At 64.1% G+C, this 17,751-nt stretch carries 20 protein-coding genes; 11 read left to right on the top strand and 9 right to left on the bottom strand.

Going from position 1 to position 17,751, the window contains the following annotated elements:
• The first annotated feature begins 13 nt into the window (after positions 1-13).
• Complete coding sequence (locus tag BLW08_RS19080) at positions 14-2,569, top strand: ATP-dependent DNA ligase (protein ID WP_091327186.1); 2,556 nt, start codon at positions 14-16, stop codon at positions 2,567-2,569.
• Positions 2,570-2,644: 75 nt separating this feature from the next.
• On the opposite strand, the gene BLW08_RS19075 is transcribed toward BLW08_RS19080, so the two are convergent.
• Both BLW08_RS19075 and BLW08_RS19070 read right to left on the bottom strand, forming a co-directional pair.
• A complete protein-coding gene (locus BLW08_RS19075) occupies positions 2,645-2,905 on the bottom strand; it encodes a hypothetical protein (protein WP_090823834.1) in 261 nt (86 codons plus the stop codon).
• Positions 2,906-2,976: 71 nt separating this feature from the next.
• A complete protein-coding gene (locus tag BLW08_RS19070) occupies positions 2,977-3,177 on the bottom strand; it encodes a hypothetical protein (RefSeq protein WP_090823836.1) in 201 nt (66 codons plus the stop codon).
• Between the two features lie 245 nt (positions 3,178-3,422).
• On the opposite strand from BLW08_RS19070, the gene BLW08_RS19065 reads away from it, so the two are divergent.
• Both BLW08_RS19065 and BLW08_RS19060 read left to right on the top strand, forming a co-directional pair.
• On the top strand, positions 3,423-4,220 hold the full coding sequence (locus BLW08_RS19065) for a putative protein N(5)-glutamine methyltransferase (RefSeq protein ID WP_254779973.1): 798 nt from the start codon (positions 3,423-3,425) through the stop codon (positions 4,218-4,220).
• A 262-nt stretch (positions 4,221-4,482) separates the two neighbouring features.
• Positions 4,483-6,117: an MFS transporter gene (locus BLW08_RS19060; protein WP_091327180.1), complete on the top strand. Its 1,635-nt coding sequence runs from the start codon at positions 4,483-4,485 to the stop codon at positions 6,115-6,117.
• Here the strand turns inward: BLW08_RS19060 and BLW08_RS24300 are convergent.
• Both BLW08_RS24300 and BLW08_RS19055 read right to left on the bottom strand, forming a co-directional pair.
• The gene (locus tag BLW08_RS24300; RefSeq protein ID WP_302846922.1) at positions 6,114-6,242 is read right to left on the bottom strand and encodes a hypothetical protein; all 129 of its coding nucleotides are present in this window, start codon (positions 6,240-6,242) and stop codon (positions 6,114-6,116) included. The genes BLW08_RS19060 and BLW08_RS24300 overlap by 4 nt on opposite strands.
• A 32-nt stretch (positions 6,243-6,274) precedes the next feature.
• On the bottom strand, positions 6,275-6,934 hold the full coding sequence (locus BLW08_RS19055; protein WP_091327179.1) for a TetR/AcrR family transcriptional regulator: 660 nt from the start codon (positions 6,932-6,934) through the stop codon (positions 6,275-6,277).
• A gap of 53 nt (positions 6,935-6,987) precedes the next feature.
• Between BLW08_RS19055 and BLW08_RS19050 the strand changes: the two genes are divergently transcribed.
• A complete protein-coding gene (locus BLW08_RS19050) occupies positions 6,988-7,434 on the top strand; it encodes a VOC family protein (RefSeq protein WP_091327176.1) in 447 nt (148 codons plus the stop codon).
• Here the strand turns inward: BLW08_RS19050 and BLW08_RS19045 are convergent.
• Positions 7,431-8,846: an aminotransferase-like domain-containing protein gene (locus BLW08_RS19045; protein WP_091327173.1), complete on the bottom strand. Its 1,416-nt coding sequence runs from the start codon at positions 8,844-8,846 to the stop codon at positions 7,431-7,433. The genes BLW08_RS19050 and BLW08_RS19045 overlap by 4 nt on opposite strands.
• Between BLW08_RS19045 and BLW08_RS19040 the strand changes: the two genes are divergently transcribed.
• Genes BLW08_RS19040 through BLW08_RS19030 form a run of 3 tightly spaced genes read left to right on the top strand, consistent with a single transcriptional unit; the run spans position 8,845 to position 10,863 of the window.
• Positions 8,845-9,777 (top strand): DMT family transporter, encoded by a 933-nt coding sequence (locus BLW08_RS19040; protein ID WP_091327170.1) that lies wholly within the window; start codon positions 8,845-8,847, stop codon positions 9,775-9,777. The two genes, BLW08_RS19045 and BLW08_RS19040, sit on opposite strands and share 2 nt — an antisense overlap.
• 30 nt (positions 9,778-9,807) lie before the next feature.
• Positions 9,808-10,431, top strand: a complete 624-nt coding sequence (locus tag BLW08_RS19035; protein WP_091327167.1) for an FMN-binding negative transcriptional regulator — start codon at positions 9,808-9,810, stop codon at positions 10,429-10,431.
• Positions 10,432-10,440: 9 nt separating this feature from the next.
• Complete coding sequence (locus BLW08_RS19030) at positions 10,441-10,863, top strand: VOC family protein (protein WP_091327165.1); 423 nt, start codon at positions 10,441-10,443, stop codon at positions 10,861-10,863.
• On the opposite strand, the gene BLW08_RS19025 is transcribed toward BLW08_RS19030, so the two are convergent.
• A complete protein-coding gene (locus BLW08_RS19025) occupies positions 10,860-11,864 on the bottom strand; it encodes an endonuclease/exonuclease/phosphatase family protein (protein WP_091327162.1) in 1,005 nt (334 codons plus the stop codon). The genes BLW08_RS19030 and BLW08_RS19025 overlap by 4 nt on opposite strands.
• A gap of 62 nt (positions 11,865-11,926) precedes the next feature.
• On the opposite strand from BLW08_RS19025, the gene BLW08_RS19020 reads away from it, so the two are divergent.
• Positions 11,927-12,610, top strand: coding sequence for a response regulator transcription factor (locus tag BLW08_RS19020; RefSeq protein WP_175538767.1), 684 nt, complete (start codon positions 11,927-11,929; stop codon positions 12,608-12,610).
• Positions 12,607-13,992 carry a sensor histidine kinase gene (locus BLW08_RS19015; protein ID WP_091327159.1) on the top strand — a complete coding sequence of 462 codons (1,386 nt, stop codon included), beginning with the start codon at positions 12,607-12,609 and terminating at the stop codon, positions 13,990-13,992. The genes BLW08_RS19020 and BLW08_RS19015 overlap by 4 nt, the downstream gene beginning before the upstream one ends.
• 12 nt (positions 13,993-14,004) lie before the next feature.
• On the opposite strand, the gene BLW08_RS19010 is transcribed toward BLW08_RS19015, so the two are convergent.
• A complete protein-coding gene (locus BLW08_RS19010; protein ID WP_090823861.1) occupies positions 14,005-14,526 on the bottom strand; it encodes a GNAT family N-acetyltransferase in 522 nt (173 codons plus the stop codon).
• Positions 14,523-14,993 (bottom strand): SRPBCC family protein, encoded by a 471-nt coding sequence (locus tag BLW08_RS19005; protein ID WP_091327156.1) that lies wholly within the window; start codon positions 14,991-14,993, stop codon positions 14,523-14,525. The genes BLW08_RS19010 and BLW08_RS19005 overlap by 4 nt, the downstream gene beginning before the upstream one ends.
• 132 nt (positions 14,994-15,125) lie before the next feature.
• Here BLW08_RS19005 and BLW08_RS19000 point away from each other — a divergent pair, with 132 nt between their 5' ends.
• Both BLW08_RS19000 and BLW08_RS18995 read left to right on the top strand, forming a co-directional pair.
• Positions 15,126-16,241 carry an FUSC family protein gene (locus BLW08_RS19000; protein ID WP_090823865.1) on the top strand — a complete coding sequence of 372 codons (1,116 nt, stop codon included), beginning with the start codon at positions 15,126-15,128 and terminating at the stop codon, positions 16,239-16,241.
• A gap of 14 nt (positions 16,242-16,255) precedes the next feature.
• Positions 16,256-16,810, top strand: a complete 555-nt coding sequence (locus BLW08_RS18995) for a TOPRIM nucleotidyl transferase/hydrolase domain-containing protein (RefSeq protein ID WP_090823867.1) — start codon at positions 16,256-16,258, stop codon at positions 16,808-16,810.
• Here the strand turns inward: BLW08_RS18995 and BLW08_RS18990 are convergent.
• Positions 16,807-17,586, bottom strand: coding sequence for an SDR family NAD(P)-dependent oxidoreductase (locus tag BLW08_RS18990; protein WP_091327154.1), 780 nt, complete (start codon positions 17,584-17,586; stop codon positions 16,807-16,809). The two genes, BLW08_RS18995 and BLW08_RS18990, sit on opposite strands and share 4 nt — an antisense overlap.
• Between the last annotated feature and the right edge of the window lie 165 nt (positions 17,587-17,751).

Raw genomic sequence — 17,751 nt, 5'->3', positions numbered from 1 at the left:
CAGAGGAGAAGAGGTGGCAGGCAAGCAACAGGAGCGGGTGAACGTGGAAGGCCACGAGCTCACCCTCACCAACCTGGGCAAAATCATCTACCCGGAAACCGGCACCACCAAGGCCGAGGTGCTGGAATACTACGCCGCCGTGGCGCCCTTCCTGATCCCCGCCGCTGCCAACCGTCCCGTCACCCGCAAACGCTGGGTCAACGGTGTGGGCACCGCCGAGCACCCCGGCCAGGTGTTCTTCCAAAAGAACCTTGAGGACTCTGCGCCCAAGTGGATACCGCGGGCCACCATCCACCACTCGGACCACAGCAACGATTACCCCATGGTCAACAACCTGGCCACGCTCACCTGGATGGCGCAGATCGCTTCCCTGGAGATCCACGTTCCGCAGTGGCAGGTGGACGCCTCAGGGAAGCCGCTCAGACCGGATCGCTTTGTGCTGGACCTCGATCCCGGCCCCGGCGCAGGCCTCCCCGAATGCGTGGAAGTGGCCAAGCTGGCCCGTTCCATCCTGCAGGACATGGGCATGGACCCGGTCCCGGTCACCAGCGGCAGCAAGGGCATCCATCTCTACACGGGGCTGGACGGGACGCTGAAGTCCGAGCAGGTCTCGGCCTTTGCCCACGAACTCGCCCGCGCTTTGGAGTCCGACCACCCTGAGCTGGTGGTCAGCGACATGAAGAAGTCGCTCCGCGCGGGCAAAGTCCTGGTGGACTGGAGCCAAAACAGCGGGAACAAGACCACCATCGTGCCCTACTCCCTTCGCGGCCGCGCCTTACCCACTGTTGCCGCACCGCGCACCTGGCGCGAACTCGCCTCGGCCACGTTGGACCATTTGGATTACACCGCCGTGATGAAACGCGTCGCCACAGGCAAGGATCACTTCGCGTCCATTTCCGATCGGCACCTGCCGCCGCACGGGGAGGATGAGAAGGACGACGGCGGTGCTGCTGGAGGCAGTCCACGCACCGGCGTGCCCGGCACCTCCCGAGAAAGCGTGACAGTTCAGAACCGTCTCGCCAAATACGTGGGGATGCGCGATCCGGACAAGACTCCGGAACCGTTTCCGTCGTCGTCGGCTTCTTCTGCATCCCCGAAATCCGCGGGCTCCTCCCCTGACCAGCCAAAGCCCGGCGACCCCTCGCCACCGGGCGGCATCTTTGTGATCCAGGAGCACCATGCCCGCCGCTACCACCTGGACTTCCGGCTTGAACATGAGGGCGTGCTGGTTTCCTGGGCCTTACCGCGCGGCGTCCCGGAAACCGTGGACCGCAACAACCTGGCCGTTCACACAGAAGACCATCCCATGGACTACGCAAACTTCGCAGGAGTCATTCCCAAGGGTGAGTATGGCGCAGGGACGGTCAGCATCTGGGATCGCGGCGAGTTCACCTGCGAGAAATGGCGTGACGGCAAGGAAGTGATCGCCACCCTCACGGGCCAGCCAGGTGGAGGACTACAGGGCACCAAGCGGTTCGCGCTCATCAATACGGGCCAGAACTGGCTGATCCACCTGATGAAGGAGCAACCAGGGGGGCGGCGGGCAGCGCCGTCACATGGAACGCCGGCCGGCGCCCGGCCGCCCGTCACGGCCGCTCCCCAACCCATGCCGGACTACGCCCCCATGCTGGCCACCTCGGGATCCACAGCCGAACTCCACGGCGGCGATTGGCTGTTTGAACTGAAATGGGATGGAATCCGGGCGATCATCACGGGCACCGAGGGCAAGATCCGCCTCATGAGCCGTAACGGGAACGATCTCACTGCCACCTACCCGGAGCTCACGGACCGCGCGTGCTGGCCTGAAGGAGACTTTGTGGCCGACGGCGAAATCGTGGCACTCGGCAAGGGCTCCCGGCCTGACTTTGGGCGCCTGCAGCTCCGGATGAACCTGGTCAAGTCCGCAGACATTGAGCGTGCCCGGGCTTCGGTTCCGGTGCAACTCATGGTGTTCGACCTCTTGTACGATGACGGCACTGACCTGAGCGGCCTGCCCTTCAGCGAACGACGGGAGAGACTCACCGGGTTTATGGACCGTCTGCGCGCACCATGCCCACTCCATCTTTCGGCGGTCCTGGACCACGATGTGGAGGACCTCATGGCCAGCGCTGCCGAGCTCGGCCTGGAAGGCGTCATGGCGAAGAAGGCCGACAGCCGCTATGTCACCGGCCGCCGCAGCAGGTCATGGATCAAGCTCAAGCTGGAACAGAGCCAGGAAGTGGTGGTGGGTGGCTGGCGGCCCGGAGCGGGGGCTCGAAGCCAGACCTTTGGAGCGTTGCTGCTGGGCATCCCCGACGGCGACAAGCTGCACTATGTGGGAAGGGTGGGCAGCGGGTTCAAGGATTGGCAACTGCGGGACATCCTGGACAAGCTGGAGCCCCGGGTGGTGGCTGATTCCCCCTTCGCCGACATCCCTCGCGAGGATGCTGCGGGTGCCCAATGGGTGGAACCTGACCTCGTGGCCGAGGTGACGTTCGGCGAATGGACGGGACCCGGACGGCTGCGGCATCCGGTGTGGCGTGGCTGGCGCCCGGACAAGTCCCCTGACGACGTGAGCCAGCCCAACTAAGCAGCGGGTCAAGTGCCGCTACTTGGTTGGGCTGGCTACGGGGTTGGGCTGGCTACGGGGTTGGTTCGGGTGGCGTCAGGAGGAGTGCGGCATTTGCGGACGACTGGTCCTGTGGATCGCCGTCACTGCTGCACCTTGGCCCATGCGTCCGTGGGCTTGGTCGCGTTCCTTCGGGTGGCGGCGTTTGCCGTTACCGTCCGGCCACTGTTTGCCCTGGTCAACGCCCAGCGCAATCGCGACTGTTGCGGGTTCGGGCATCGGAGCCATGTCCATGGACTCCACCAAGTGGTTGGCCACCTCGGGATTGATGTTTTCGGCTGAGTGCTTGGCAGTCATGGTTCTTCCTTTCTGCAATGAAACGAAGGGATTTCAATACTAGGTGCGCTGGAGACTGTTGTCTGCAGCTTTTACCAGCGGACTTTCTTCTCCGTCTTGGCCTGCTTGCCGCTGGCGGACGTGGGCTTGTGGCCCTTGCCGGTGCTTTGCCAGCCAGCGGGCGCGCCACCGCCGGACTTACTGGCAAGCATTGCCCTCTGGGCGTCGGTCAGTTTGGACTTGATGCCGCCGGCGGCCGGCGTCTTGTTGCTGTCGGAAGGGTTGGCAGTCATGTGGACTCCTAAGAGGTGTGAAGTCCTGAGGAGACACTTATCCCATGGCGTTGCGGTTCGAGAAAAGACTTCGACAACGGGAACGGCATGGAGGCAGGGCCTCAACAGGCGTGGATTTTTGTCAGGTCAAACTCAGCAGCATGCTCAGTGGCACACGCCGGTCTACTCAAAAATCAGTGTTCCCATGCTCTATACCCTAACCAACAAAAGAGAAGTTTGGGAACCCCTTGGCTAGCATGGCCACCATGACCCGGGGAACCGAGATTGCCACTGCCCTGCGTGCCGCAGGCTGTGTATTTGCCGAGGACGAGGCCCAAGTCCTCATCGATTCCGCCACGCATCCGGACGAGCTCAACCGCATGGTGGAGCAACGCGTCCAGGGGCTGCCCTTGGAACACATCGTCGGCTGGGCCGATTTCTGCGGGAAACGCATGGCGGTGGGCCCGGGTGTGTTCGTGCCCCGGCGTCGCACGGAGTTCCTGGTGCGGCAGGCGGCGATGATCGCCACACTGTTACCCACCGAGCGCCCTGCCGTCATCGTCGATCTCTGCTGTGGTTCCGGAGCGATTGGTGCGGCACTCAGCGATCAGCTGGCGAGTTACCGGTTGCACGCGACGGACATCGAAGCGGCAGCGGTGGCCTGCGCTCGACGCAATGTGGAGCCACGCGGCGGGCGGGTCCACCAAGGCGACCTCTATGACGCTCTCCCTCGTGAACTGATGGGTCGCGTGGACGTGCTGCTGGCGAACGCGCCGTATGTGCCCACCGGATACATCGGATTGATGCCGCCGGAGGCGCGCCTCCACGAGCCGAGGGTAGCGCTCGACGGCGGCGCTGACGGTTTGGATGTCCAGCGGCGGGTGGCGCGTGACGCGGCAACGTGGCTGGCGCCCGGCGGGGTGTTGCTCGTGGAAACCTCGGAAACACAGGCCCCGGGAACTGCCCGGGCCCTGGCCGGGGCCGGGCTCCTGGCGTCCACGGTTGCGGACGAGGAACTGGGCGCCTGGGTGGTGCTCGGTTCCGTACGATCCATCAGTTTTTGACCCTGTTTTGCTCCCATTACGTGGGCTTGGCTAAACAATTTGGTAACAACGCGCCGTGCGGGGCAAAACGGGCCAACATCCGCATGATTCCAAGGCAAGAGCGGGTAATGAGATGCAACACAGCTAGGCAATTTGCGCCCCAAAACGGGCCAAAAATACGATCTCAACTCGGGTTTTGGGCCAAAAACCCGTAAAATTGAAACCCTGCCCAGAGCGGGGCAGCAGAAGTCGCAAGCAAATGACCTCCCTAGGAGAAGCCCAAATGCCCACAGACCAAAGCAACACCGTCTCTCCGGATGGCGCAAGGAACGCCACCGGGAATCAGGTATCGGCAGGCCGCACCCCGGCCGCCACGAACGCAGCAAACGCAGTAAAGAACGCAGCTAAGAAAACGAAGCTTCGCCCGAAGCGCCGGCTCAAAGAGTCCGACGTCAATGTGGTGAACAAGCCGATGCTGCGCAAAGCGCTCGGCGGAACCATCGTCGGCAACACCATGGAATGGTACGACGTCGGCGTTTTCGGCTACCTCATCACCACCATGGGCCCTGTCTTCCTGCCGGAAGCAGACAAGTCCGTCCAGACACTCTTCCTTCTGGGCACCTTCGCCGCAACCTTCATCGCGCGCCCCCTTGGTGGCGTCGTGTTCGGTTGGCTCGGCGACAAGGTGGGCCGCCAGAAGGTACTTGCAGCAACACTGATGCTGATGGCGGCAAGTACGTTCGCCGTCGGCCTCCTTCCCGGCTACGCGCAGATCGGCATCTGGGCCGCCGCGTTGCTGGTCATCCTGAAGCTCATCCAGGGCTTCTCCACCGGTGGCGAGTACGCCGGTGCCACAACCTTCGTCAGCGAATACGCCCCGGACAAGCGCCGCGGCTACTTCGCCAGCTTCCTTGATATGGGCAGCTACATCGGCTTCGCCCTCGGCGCAGCCTTGGTTTCCGTCCTGCAGCTCACGCTCGGACAGGCAGCCATGGAGGAATGGGGCTGGAGGATTCCGTTCCTGATCGCTGGTCCGCTGGGCCTCATCGCGGTGTACTTCCGTAGCAAGATCGAGGAATCTCCCCAGTTCCAGGCCACCCTGGACGCCCAGGAAGCCTCAGCCAAGGACGCCGCATCCCAGGATGCAGCCGTTGCCAAGGGACCCATTGGCATCATCAAGGCGTACTGGCGCCAGATCGTACTGGCCATGATCCTGGCGGCCGCAGCCAACACCGTTGGTTACGCACTGACCTCGTACATGCCCACCTACCTCACGGATTCCAAGGGTTACGATCCCGTCCACGGCACCCTGCTGACCATCCCGGTCCTGGTGATCATGGCCGTTTGCATCCCGCTGACCGGTAAGTTGTCCGACCGCATCGGCCGCCGCCCGGTGCTGTGGATTGGCGCAGGCAGCACCATCGTCTTTGCCGTCCCGGCCTTCCTGCTGATCGGCATTGGCGAGATCTGGTCCACACTGGCCGGCCTTGCACTGATCGCTTTCCCTGTGACGTTCTACATCGCCAACCTGGCTTCGGCCCTCCCGGCGCTGTTCCCGACGTCCAGCCGTTACGGCGGAATGGGCATTGCCTACAACTTCTCGGTTGCGATCTTCGGCGGAACCACGCCGTTCATCGTGCAGGGCCTGATCGAGGGCACCGGCGACGACATGATGCCGGCGTACTACCTGATGGCCACCTCCATCGTGGGTGCGATCGCCATCTACTTCCTGCGTGAATCCGCCCAGCGCCCGCTGCCGGGCTCCATGCCCAGCGTGGACACCCAGGCGGAAGCACGCGAGCTCGTAGCAACGCAGGACACCAACCCGCTCATCAACCTGGACGAGATGCCGTTCGACGGCCAGCCAATCGATGACGCCGTGTTCGGCAAAGGCAACAAGGACCTGACACCCGCTTAGGAACTCATTGCCTGCAACTTCTGCGCAGCGACACTGATAGTTCGCGGCAGCTTGCCGCCCACCGTAGCCACCAGCCTCAAGGCGCTCTCCTTGACGTTGGTGGCTACGTCTGTTAAAAGGCGCACGGCTGAAGGGCGTACGACGGCGGGTCCCCGGCTTATGCGGCGGGTCCCGGTCCGTTTGGGCTGGCAAAGTGCAGCCAGGTCCGGAGCAGCCATTCCTCCAGCTGGATCCGGTCCCAGCCGATGGCAGTCCTCATGAGGAGGTAGGCGTCGGCGGACGCCAGCAGCCCGGTGGTGTCTGCCACCCAAGCAACATCGACGTCGGCACTGATCAGCCCGTCGCGGGCAAGGCCCTCCCACATGCGGTGCGAGGCGGCGATGGTATCCCGCCGGGCGGCGTCGAAAGCGGCAGCGATCAGGGGCTCACTGGCCTCAGCTTCACGGGCGACGGCAAACAGCGGCCCGGTGCGGATCATGGTGTCAGCCACTCCTGCGGCGAATGCCCGGAGCCGGGATTCCAGTGACTCTCCAGCGGGCTGTTCGGCCGCAACTTCGCGCTGACCTGTTGACTCATGGTGCCCCGCATCTACCGGGCCCCGGAACGTCTGGTCTACGACGCGTTTGAGTAGCTCTGCTTTGCTGCTGAATCGCAGGAAGAGGGTCCGCTCGGCGCAGTCGGCTTCCTGTGCGATCTGGCTCATGGTGGTGGCGGCGTAGCCCTGGCGTTCGAAGAGGACCCGGGCTGCCGCGACGACTGCCCTTTCGGTCCTCCGGATTCTCGGGTCCACGCTGGAACTCTTGTCATCAACGCTCATGAAGTGCAGTATAGGTGCATTAATTCAGTCTTGCTGCATAAGGAGTGATTGAGATGACATCTGACATGGTTCCGCCGTCACTGGGGCTCCGTGGGGTGAAGCTCCCCGTGGTTGATCTCGAAGCAACACGGAGCTGGTATTCCTTGATTTTCGGATGGGAGACCGTCATGGAATTCCCCGATGCCAGTGGTGTGGTCCAAGGGGCCGCGGGCCGCGTGCCCGGCCCAAATCCGGTGGGCTTGTCCTTCCGGGCCAACCCTGAGGCGGTCCCCCAGGAAGGGCTGGAGCTGGCCTTCGACATCGAAACCCGCGCAGACCTCGAGGCGTGGTTGGATCACTTGGACCGCCACAACGTGCAGCACTCACCCATTATTGATGCGACGGTGGCGTGGCTGGTGGTTTTCAAAGATCCCGACGGCCACGAGATCCATCTCATGACCCGCGAGAAGCATGGGATCGATCAAACCGGGCGGCCGGGCTACGGCCGGGTGAACGCCTAACTCTTCACCTGCCGCTGCACTGCCTCGCCGATGATCCGCGCACCCTCCGGGAACGCGCCAGGGTTGGGCCCCGCGTAGTTGAGCCGGATGTACGGGCCTTCCGGTTCTGCGGGGAACCATTCCGTGCCGGCAGCTATGAGCACCCCGGCCGCTTCGCAATCCTTGGTGAGCTGTTCGACGTCGAACCCGTCCGGCATCCGCAACCACAAGTTCAAACCGCCCTTGGGCAGGTGACTCAGGTGCGCCTGGGGAGCGTGTTCGCGCAGGCTGGTGACCAGGAGGTCGCGCCGCGACTGCAGTTGATGGCTGAGCCCGCGGAGGTGGGTTTGCCACCCGGGTTGCGTCACGACGTCGAGCGCTGCTGCCTGAAGCAGGCCGCTGACGTACATCGACTCCGCCGCCTGCGCACCCATGATCCGTTCCCGGGCCGGACCGCGGGCGATGATCGCGGCAACACGGACCGACGGCGAGACGCTCTTTGTCAGGGAGCGAATGTAGACCACGTGGCCCGAATCGTCCTTGGCAGCGATCGGCACCGAGGGAGCTGTGATGCCAAAGTCGTGCGCCCAGTCGTCCTCCACAAGGAATGCACCGTGGCGTTGGACGATCCGCAGTACCTCCTCGCCGCGTTCCGCCGACCATTGCGCTCCCGTGGGATTGGCGAAGTTGGGCTGGGCGTAGAACAACCGTGCACCCGATTCCTCGAAGGCCCTGTCCAGCTCTTCCGGGTCCGGCCCCTCCGGGCCGCTCGGAACAGGGATCACATTCACTCCCGCCTGACCCGCGGCCAGCAACGCTCCCCAGTAACTGGGCGATTCCACCAGCAACGGCTGGCCGTGCCCCACCAGCCCGCGGAAGATGGAACTCAGCCCGCTCTGACTCCCGGGAAGAACGACGACGTCGCTTGGCTGGGGCGGCGTGACGCCCACGGGCGTTGAGGTGCTGAGCTCCTGCGCGAACCACGATTGCAGCTCGGGAATGCCTTGCGCCGGAGGCCTTGAGAGGGCAGCGTCTCCACGGGCGGCCCGCGTTAGTGCCGCACGGACGAGCCGCTCCGGGAGCAATTCGCGGGCCGGATAGCCGGAGTGGAACGCGATCACGTCGTTGGAGGCGCTGCGCATGGCGGCAGAGTTTAGGGGCCGCGCGGCCTGGGCTGCCCTCAAGGCCGCCGTCTGCCAGCCGTAGTCCGAAGGCCGGGCTGTGCGATACGCCCGGACAAACGTTCCGACGCCCGGGCGGCTCTCGATCAGACCCTGGGCGGTGAGCGTTCGCAGGGCTTTCTGAACGGTGACCGGGCTGGCCTTGTGTTCGGCCACGAGCTGTCGGGTTGATGGCAGTTTTGCTCCCGGCGCTGCCCCCGCGATCCACTCTTTTACTCGCGAGACAATCAGGGAACTGCTATCGTTGTTCATGAGTCACAATAGTAGCGCTACTACACTTTCGCGGCCAGTGGTATCCACCCGGACATCGACCGGAATCTGGTGGGGCCTTCTGGGCGTTGTTGCTTTCTCCTTCACCGTGCCGCTCACCCGCGTGGCTGTGGAGGGAATGTCTCCCCTGTTCATCGGGGCCGGCAGGGCCGTCGTGGCGGCAGTCCTTGCGGCGTTGGCCCTGGCGCTGACCCGGCAGCGTTTCCCACAAGGCGTTCAATGGTTCCGGCTGGCCGTGGTGGCCGGCGGCATTGTGGCCGGATTCCCCTTGCTCACCACCTTCGCCCTTACCAGCACCTCCGCCAGCCATGGAGCTGTGGTGATCGCACTGCTGCCTGCGGCCACGGCGATGGCAGCAGTCATCCGGGGCCGCGAACGCCCCAGGCCGTTGTTCTGGGTCCTGACGGTGATCGGGGTGATGGCCGCCCTGGTGTTTGCCCTGGTTCAGTCCGGCGGCTTTGGTTCCCTCCATTGGGCAGACCTGTTGTTGCTGGGCGCTGTACTCGCGGCGGCCATTGGCTATGCGGAAGGCGGTCTTCTGGCCCGGGAACTCGGCGCTTGGCAGACCATCTCCTGGGCGCTGGTGGTTGCCTCGCCGGTGATGATCCTGCTGACGGTGTTCTCGCTGGGTTCCGGAATACCCTCCGCCACCCCCGTCCAGTGGTGGTGCTTCGCGTACCTGGGCGTGGTGAGCATGTTCCTGGGCTTCTTTGCCTGGTACCGAGGACTCGCCATCGGGCCCATGGCCCAAGTCAGCCAGATCCAACTGGTCCAGCCCGTCATGAGCATCGCATGGGCCGGCCTGCTGTTGGGTGAGTCAATGACCTGGACCACCGTTGTGGGTGGCCTCGCAGTGGTTCTCTGTGCAGGTGCCGCTGTCCGCGTCAGGCTCATCCCGCCGTCGACCTCCTGAAACCCGCACCTCATCAGAAAGGGACCCCCTATGTACACCCCCGCACATTTCGCTGCTTCTCCTGCGGCGGTTGCCTCACTGCTGAATTCTGCGGGCGCCGCCAACCTCGTCACCATGGGACCGGGCGGGTTGCAGGCTACGCTGCTGCCGTTCGTCCATGACCCCGCCGTGGGTGAGCACGGCGCGCTGCAGGCACATATGGCGCGGAACAACACCCAGTGGTCCTCGCCGGTCACAGGCGAGGCGCTGATGATCGTTCAGGGTGCGGATGCCTACATCTCCCCGTCCTGGTACGCCTCCAAAGCGGAGCACGGCCGCGTGGTGCCCACCTGGAATTACTCCACGGCGCATGTCTACGGTGAGCTGGTTATTCATGACGACGCCGAGTGGCTGGGCCAGCACGTGCGGCGCTTGTCCAATCAGCACGAGGCCGGCATGGCGAAACCCTGGTCCGTGGACGAAGCACCTCAACGGTTCATTGCCGGGCAACTCAGGGCGATTGTGGGCGTCGAACTTGTGATCTCCCGGGTGGAGGCCAAGACAAAACTCAGCCAGAACCGTACTCCCCAGGACGTTGAGGGCGTCATTGCAGGACTGCGGGCTGCCGGCGATCCGGCGAGCGCAGCCGCTGTGGAACGGGCCCGGACCTCGTAGACTCGGCGCATGCGTGAGGTTGCTGCAGAGTCCGCCGGCCCGGTTGGGTCCATCCACCATGTTGAGATCTGGGTGCCACATCTTGACCGCGCCCGCGAGGAATGGGGCTGGCTCCTGGGCGAGCTCGGCTACGAGGCTTTCCAGGAGTGGCCCACCGGATGCAGTTGGAAACTCGGTGGCAGCTACGTCGTGGTGGAATGTTCTGACGCTGTTACCGGTACCGCGCATCGCCGCACTGATCCGGGAGTCAACCACCTTGCCTTCCACGCCGGAACCCGGGAGAACGTTGACCGGATCCGGGCTCGTGGGGCAGACGCAGGCTGGTACGGGATGTTCGAATCGAAGTATCCGCATGCAGGCGGCACGGAACACTATGCCGCATACCTGGTCAACACGGACAGTTATGAGGTGGAGCTGGTAGCTGGCAGCTAGGGTCTTCCTGCAGGTTGCAGCCGTGCCATCGCGGCGAGGTGGTCCGTCCCCGGAGAAGAGATGACCGATGCTTCGGTCATGGTGAACCCGCGGAACAGAATGTGGTCCGGTCGGGTGGCTGGAAGGCGAGCCGGCCAGGTGAATCCGAAGCCGGCCCTGGCGTCGTCGAGTATTTCCAGCAAAGGGGCCAGGGAGCGGTCAGTGGTGGCAGTATTGAAGTCGCCTACCACCAGGATGCGCGGCGAAGGATCCGCCTCCACTATGCGGGTGAGTTTCGCGAGCCCTTTGTTCCTGTTGCTGACTTCGCTGGGCCGGACAGACGGCAAATGTACGCCATAGAGCTGGACGGGGCCGTCGGGCGATTCCACGTGCACGCTCATGGCCCGCGACCAGCCAAGACCCAAGGCGAGCGGCTCTCCCTGGCTCAGCGGATACCGGCTCCACACTCCAACGGTTCCAGCCGTCTGCTGATACCCGAACGTACCGTCCAACAGAGGAGATATTCGTTCCAGCGTGGGCCCGGTGAGCTCCTGCAGGACCACGACGTCGGCACCTGACTGGATCAGTTGGTGGACGGCCGCGTCGGCGTCAGGATTTCCTGCACGGAGGTTTTGGGTCGCAATAGTCAATCCGCCGGCCTCGCTCTCCTTCGTGGTGTCCGCAGCGGGAGCCGGGGCGACGCCCGTCATGAGGACCGGCAAGAAGACGACGCACCAGGCCATGAGCGCGGCCGCCACGGGGATGGCGCCGAACCAGGATTTCGAAAGCAACGCCACAATCAGCAGCGCAACCATGACCGCCCCCAGCCACGGCAGGAAACTCTCGATGACCAGGCCCGCTCCGTTAGCCTCCGGCACCAGTGCGTGGCCGAAGAGCAGCACCGTCATGGCGCCCGCCAAGACGCCTACAACCCAGTCCCTGGCCCGCGGACGGCGCCGCCGGGCCTCAAGCATCCCGCGCTGGGTGGGGGTTGCATACGTAGTTCCGATGTCCGTATCCATAGCCCCATGGTTCAGAAGGGAACTTAAAGGATTCTGAAACCCGGCGAACTATGCTGGTGCCCATGACGGAGCCGATAACAGTCCTGGTTGTCGACGATGATCCGGAAATCAGGAGCTCCCTGCACTCCCTGCTTGAAGCTGCCGGCTACGTGGTGGAATCGGCCGCTGATGGCAGGGAGGCGCTCGAAAGGGTGGCCGCAACGTCCCCGGATCTCCTGGTGGCGGACGTTTTGATGCCCGTGATGGACGGGCTCGGCCTCTGCCGGATGCTCCGGTCCGCCGGCAACACGGTTCCCATCCTGCTGCTGACGGCCCGCAGCGACGTTGCTGACTGCGTTGCAGGTTTGGACGCAGGAGCGGATGACTACCTTTCCAAGCCGTTTGACCCTCATGAGTTGCTGGCACGGTTGCGCGCCATGGCACGCCGAACCACCCACCTTCCGCATCGTCCCACTGGATACCACGGCTTGGAACTGGTACCCGAGGCTCACGCTGTGAGGCAAAACGGACGGTGGATTGACTTGAGCAGCACCGAGTACGCACTGCTGTGCGTGCTGGCGGAAAACCCGGAGCAGGCACTTACCCGGGGCCAGATCAGTGACGCGGTGTGGGGGTATGCGATGACCCCGGCTTCCAACTCGCTGGAGGTTTACATCAGCTACCTGCGCCGGAAGCTCGAAGCTGAGGGCGAACCACGGCTCATCCAGACAGTACGCGGAGTGGGCTACCGGCTGGCCGCATCATGACGCTGAGATTGCGAATGACGCTGGTGATCGCGGCCGCCATCACCCTCACAGTTTTGGTGTTCGCCGTACTGGTTTATGCCCTGGTAGGGCATGAACTGCGCAAGAACGAGGATCTGTCCCTGAGGCGGGAATCGGATCGCATCATCCAACTGATTCAGACCGATCCAAACTGGCAGGGCTTTTCGCAGTGCACGTGGGTCCGTTCGCCGGCATGCGCGCAGCTCGTGGCGCCAACGCCCAGTGATGACCCTGATGCTGGTGCCGGGCCGGCATTGCCCATTACCGGGCAGATGCGCGAGGTGGCCTCCGGCGGGAGTCCGGCCTTCTTCACGGAAGCGACCATCGGCGATGATCCAATCCGCGTGTACGTCAGGCCGCTGCCCAACCAGAGAGCACTGGTGGTTGGAGTCAGGGACGACAGGGTGTTGGCGTCCTTTGAGCGTCTCGGTTGGCTGCTGGTGGCCACGGTGTTGGGCGCCTTGGTGGTTGCGGCGGGCACTGCCTACCTGGCCGCCAGACGCGGACTGCGCCCCGTGGATCGGCTAACAGCGGTAGCAGAGGGCATCGCCCGAACCGGGAACACAGACATCAGGATCCCTCGGAGCAGCACCACCGAGATCCACAGGCTCGGCAGCGCCTTCAACACGATGCTTGGCGAACTGGAGCAATCCCGCCGCCAGCAGGAACAACTGATTGCCGATGCCTCCCACGAGCTGCGGACTCCCCTGACATCGCTGCGGACGAACGCTGCCATGCTGAGGAATCCCGAACTGGAGCAGAGCAGCAAAGAACGCATCACGGGTGCCTTGGAGCATGAACTGATGGGTATGCAGTCCCTTGTTGAAGACCTCATCGATCTGGCCCGCCATGAAGAGGCGCCGGCCTTCGTCGAGGACATGGACCTCCACGAACTTGTTCTCTACTGCATGGACAACGCCAAACGGCGGTACCCCGGAATCGAGTGGTCCTTGGAAGGATCCCAGGACCATATCCTGGTGAGCGGAGAACGCGCCAGACTGGCCCGGGCGATCGCGAATCTACTGGATAATGCCGGTAAGTTCACCCCCGCCGCCAGCAAATTCACACCCGAGGCCCGCGAAGTTACGCCAGGACCAGGCCGGGTCAGGCTGGTGCTCAGCGTCTCCAAGACCAACGTCACTCTTGATGTGCGGGATACGGGACCTGGAATCCCGGAACAGGATCTGGCCCATGTTTTTGACAGGTTCTACCGTTCAACCAACGCGCGGAGCGTGGCCGGATCCGGGCTGGGACTCGCCGTGGTGCACAACGTGGCAATCGCACATCACGGCACTGCCAGAGCGCATCCGAGTCCCAGCGGAGCGCACTTCAGCCTCACCCTGCCGTTGGCCCAAGGCAGCTAAGCCCCTGGACGACTATGCGGGGTTCGGCGGGACCACCGGGCGCCACATCGCCACCCGCGGCCAGCGCGTCAAACCCAGCTCTGCCTCATGCTCCATCAGGCGGGATAACTGCGGACCCCAGGCACCGGCGTCGAGCACTTCAAACCCAAGGCGCCGGTAATAGGGAGCGTTCCACGGCACGTCCCTGAAAGTGCTCAGGGTCTGCCGCTGCATTCCATGGCCCCTGGCCCACACGCGTGCGGCATGCAGCAGTTCCCGGCCAATGCCCTGGTGTGCCTGGTCCGGGTGGACACTGACCTGTTCAACGTGTCCATTGCCGTCCACGATGTCCGCCAGCAAGTAGGCCACCGGGTAGTCGAGGCCGTCAACGTAGACCCACGCCCGTCCGCCAGCCACGTAGGCGCTGAGTTCGTCGATGGAAAAGGGCTCGTCCTCAGCGATGGAGTCCATTCCCAAAGACCTGAAAGCCTCGCCCGCGGCACGCTCGATGTCCTGCAGAATCAGCAGGTCGTCCGCATGCGCGAGCCTGATCATTGCCGGGTGTCCAGCGCTGGAGGTGCCTGGGCCACCAGGAATTCATTGCGCTTCTCAATCAGGTTCTGCAGGTAGCGCGCCAGGATCAGCTTCTCCACCAGCCGTCCCAGCGGGCCGAACGGGGCAGCGAACTCCACGGTATCCACCATCAGGGTCCCGCTGCCGTCGGGCCGGAACTCGTGCGTGTGGCGGAGGTACTTGAAGGGGCCCCTCACCTGTTCATCAGAGAACGACGCCGGAGCGTCCATCCGCGTGATGCGGCTGGTCATGCGGAACCGGACTCCGAGGTGCCACGCCTGCCAAGTAACCGTGTCACCCTCTGAGATGAGTCCCGTGGTAACGCCGTCGATCGCTTTCTCACGGCTTTTAGACATGGATCCCACGTGGGCATCAATGTTCCGGGAGAGATCGAACAACTCCTGCGGCGGCATGGCGGAACGGGTGCGGCAGACGAAAGCGACGGGCATACCTCGATCTTCCCAGACCTTACCGGCTCCGTGTGCCTCAGCTCGCTACAGCTTGTGACCGGGCTTATGGCGGCCCGGCGGTGGTCCTGATAATTTTCAAAGACAACCCTGGATGATTGGTGGTGTTCTCCTGTGCCCGCATTGATAATGCACGCCCGCGAGCTCCACCGGCTTGGCCCGGCCAACAACGATCGCCTGTCCGCCGTCCGGGTTGCCCTGAGCGTCGCAGTCCCCGGGCTGTTCCTGATCCTCATCGGGCGTCCGGACCTCATGATGTACGCCGTCTTCGGCGCGCTGACGGGAATGTATGGGCGCAACGAAACACATCAGCTCCGGTTGAAGCACCAGTCCCAGGCGGCACTCTTCCTGGTAGGCGGGCTGGCAATCGGCGTGTTCCTGTCCGTCAACCACATCCACTCGTGGTGGTTGGTGCTGGTGGCTACCCTGTTCGCCGGGCTCGGCTCCCTGTACGCCGACGCCGTCCGCCTCAAACCGATTGGACCGTTCTTCGGCATCCTCGCGTTGGGCGCCTGCGCTTCCGTGCCCACCGACGTTCCCTTCACGACGGCGGTGCTCATCGGAGCCTCGTCGGCAGCCTTTTCGATGGTGGTGGGCTTTTCCGGCTGGCTCCGGCGCCGTGAATGGGAAGCCGGCGCAGCCCGGGACGTGCCCGTGCTGCGCGGCCCGCTTCGGCAGGCGGCCTTGGTCCATGCGGCCCGGTACGCCCTGGCTGTCAGTGCGGCCGGAGTTATTGGTGTGCTCAGTGGCAGCGGCCATCCGCACTGGGCCATGGCCGCAGCAGCGGTCCCCCTCGCCGGCGCCGATCTCCCCAGCCGCGTCCACCGGGGCATCCACCGCATCGTGGGGACGTTCCTCGGGTTGGCGGTGGTCGCCGTCGTACTTTTTCCCAGTCCGCTCTCGCCGCTGCAGTACTTCCCCGGCCAAACAGCGGTGGTCCTCGCTGTCCTGGTGGTCCTGTGCCAGTTCCCTACCGAGCTGTTCATGGCCCGGCATTATGGGTGGGCCATGGTGTTCTTCACGCCCGTCATCCTGCTGATCGCACAGCTTGCAGCTCCCATGGATCCAGGCGTGCTGGTGATGGAGCGGGCCATTGAGACGTTCGTGGGTGCGGTGGTGGGGATTGCGGTGGCGGTACTGGTGCGGGCACCGCGCGGACGGGTTCCGGGTTCCGGGGCTCCGGTTCCAAAGGCTCCCGCGGTTCGAGGATCCTCAGTTCAGGACTCCTAGGACATACTGGTTCAATGCAGGCGACGACTGTCTTGGTCGAGGGCGAGAGTGACCGGCTTGCGGTCCAGGCACTCGCAGTTCGTTGTGGGCACGACCTGAATGCTGAGCACGTCTCAGTGGTCCCCATGGGAGGTGCCACCAGCATTGTCCGTTTCCTGGATCGCTATGGTCCTGCCGGCGAAAACCACCGGCTCCTGGGCCTATGCGACGAACGCGAGTCACGTGGAATCGCCAGGGCCCTGGACCGGGCCGGCATTGGCCCGGGTCCGCTTGATGAGCTCGGCTTCCACGTTTGCCACACGGATCTGGAGGATGAACTCATTCGCTGCTTGGGCATCGACGCCGTGCTCAATGTCATCGACGCCCAGGGTGAGCTGGCGTCCTTCAGGCTCCTCCAGCGGCAGCCGTCACAGCGGGAGCAGCCGGTGACGAAGCAGTTGCAGCGCTTCTTCGGAGGGCGGAGCGGCAACAAGGTCCGCTACGCGCCGCTGCTGGTCGAGGCGCTGCCCACCGGGCGGGCACCCCAGCCGCTCGCGCGGCTCGTCGCCTCATTTGCCCCCGAAGCCTAGGGCTTCAGATGCCGGCGGGGCGGGCCTGACGTCAGCTTGGCGGGCAGTGCCCGTGCAAAGAAGCTGACAACTTTGTACCGCCTGGTGGGGATGGAGACACCTTTCCCTTTGGCGTTGTCTTCCAGCCCTTCACGCACCACACGCTCGGCGGTGAGCCAGAGGAACCGGGGCGCTACGGACTTGTCCATGCCCATGCGATCGTGGAATTCGGTATGCGTGAATCCGGGGCACACCGCCGTGACCTGCACTCCGGACTTGGCATAGGCGATGTTGGCCCAGCGGCTGAAGGTCACCTGCCACGCCTTGGCTGCCGAGTACGTGCCCCGGTTTGCGAACGCGGCAACGCTGGCCACGTTGATGATGCGTCCCTTACCGCGCGCCAACATGACCTCCAGGGCTGCGTGGCAGAGTTCCATGGGCGTTTGGACGTGGAGCCTCAGGTGGCGCCGCTCCTCGTTCAACTCGTTTCGCTCGAACGACTTCAAAAGCCCGATTCCGGCGTTGTTCACCAGCACATCCACGGGCCGTCCGGCGTCCCTGAGGCGGTCCGCCACCGCTGAAACCCCGACGTCGGTGGTCAGGTCTGCGGATAGGATCTCCACCGAGATGCTGAAGTCGCGCTCAAACTCCTCGGCTTTTTCCTTGAGGCGCTGCTGGTCACGTGCCACCAGGACCAGATGGTGCCCGGCCTCGGCAAGCTGGCGGGCGAACTCGGCGCCGAGCCCGGCGGTGGCCCCTGTGATCAGGGCGGTCAGTTCGTTGGCTCGAGTCGTCATGCGCCAAGACTAGTCGCCACTCCGTCCCGCGCCGAGTGCCGCTTCATGACAATGTCCGCGAGCGGGGTTGGCATCTTGTGTCACGTCGGTGCGCAGGATGGGCTTTGAAACGATGCAACGGCCCCTCGGTGAGGAGTTGGCTTCCGGGTTCATCAACCCTCCACA

It is taken from the genome of Arthrobacter sp. cf158 (assembly GCF_900106835.1).
Classification (GTDB): domain Bacteria; phylum Actinomycetota; class Actinomycetes; order Actinomycetales; family Micrococcaceae; genus Arthrobacter.
Note: the sequence above shows the minus strand (reverse complement) of the source record. Positions and strands in the feature narration are given on the sequence as shown.

Coding starts and splice junctions, on each gene's coding strand:
- BLW08_RS19045 (WP_091327173.1), bottom strand. CDS start 8,846: ATGAACAACGATAGCAGTTCCCTGATTGTCTCGCGAGTAAAAGAGTGG.
- BLW08_RS19010 (WP_090823861.1), bottom strand. CDS start 14,526: ATGATCAGGCTCGCGCATGCGGACGACCTGCTGATTCTGCAGGACATC.
- BLW08_RS19075 (WP_090823834.1), bottom strand. CDS start 2,905: ATGACTGCCAAGCACTCAGCCGAAAACATCAATCCCGAGGTGGCCAAC.
- BLW08_RS19020 (WP_175538767.1), top strand. CDS start 11,927: ATGACGGAGCCGATAACAGTCCTGGTTGTCGACGATGATCCGGAAATC.
- BLW08_RS19070 (WP_090823836.1), bottom strand. CDS start 3,177: ATGACTGCCAACCCTTCCGACAGCAACAAGACGCCGGCCGCCGGCGGC.
- BLW08_RS19035 (WP_091327167.1), top strand. CDS start 9,808: ATGTACACCCCCGCACATTTCGCTGCTTCTCCTGCGGCGGTTGCCTCA.
- BLW08_RS19025 (WP_091327162.1), bottom strand. CDS start 11,864: ATGGATACGGACATCGGAACTACGTATGCAACCCCCACCCAGCGCGGG.
- BLW08_RS18995 (WP_090823867.1), top strand. CDS start 16,256: ATGCAGGCGACGACTGTCTTGGTCGAGGGCGAGAGTGACCGGCTTGCG.
- BLW08_RS19040 (WP_091327170.1), top strand. CDS start 8,845: ATGAGTCACAATAGTAGCGCTACTACACTTTCGCGGCCAGTGGTATCC.
- BLW08_RS19005 (WP_091327156.1), bottom strand. CDS start 14,993: ATGCCCGTCGCTTTCGTCTGCCGCACCCGTTCCGCCATGCCGCCGCAG.
- BLW08_RS19050 (WP_091327176.1), top strand. CDS start 6,988: ATGACATCTGACATGGTTCCGCCGTCACTGGGGCTCCGTGGGGTGAAG.
- BLW08_RS18990 (WP_091327154.1), bottom strand. CDS start 17,586: ATGACGACTCGAGCCAACGAACTGACCGCCCTGATCACAGGGGCCACC.
- BLW08_RS19015 (WP_091327159.1), top strand. CDS start 12,607: ATGACGCTGAGATTGCGAATGACGCTGGTGATCGCGGCCGCCATCACC.
- BLW08_RS19055 (WP_091327179.1), bottom strand. CDS start 6,934: ATGAGCGTTGATGACAAGAGTTCCAGCGTGGACCCGAGAATCCGGAGG.
- BLW08_RS19065 (WP_254779973.1), top strand. CDS start 3,423: ATGACCCGGGGAACCGAGATTGCCACTGCCCTGCGTGCCGCAGGCTGT.
- BLW08_RS19060 (WP_091327180.1), top strand. CDS start 4,483: ATGCCCACAGACCAAAGCAACACCGTCTCTCCGGATGGCGCAAGGAAC.
- BLW08_RS19030 (WP_091327165.1), top strand. CDS start 10,441: ATGCGTGAGGTTGCTGCAGAGTCCGCCGGCCCGGTTGGGTCCATCCAC.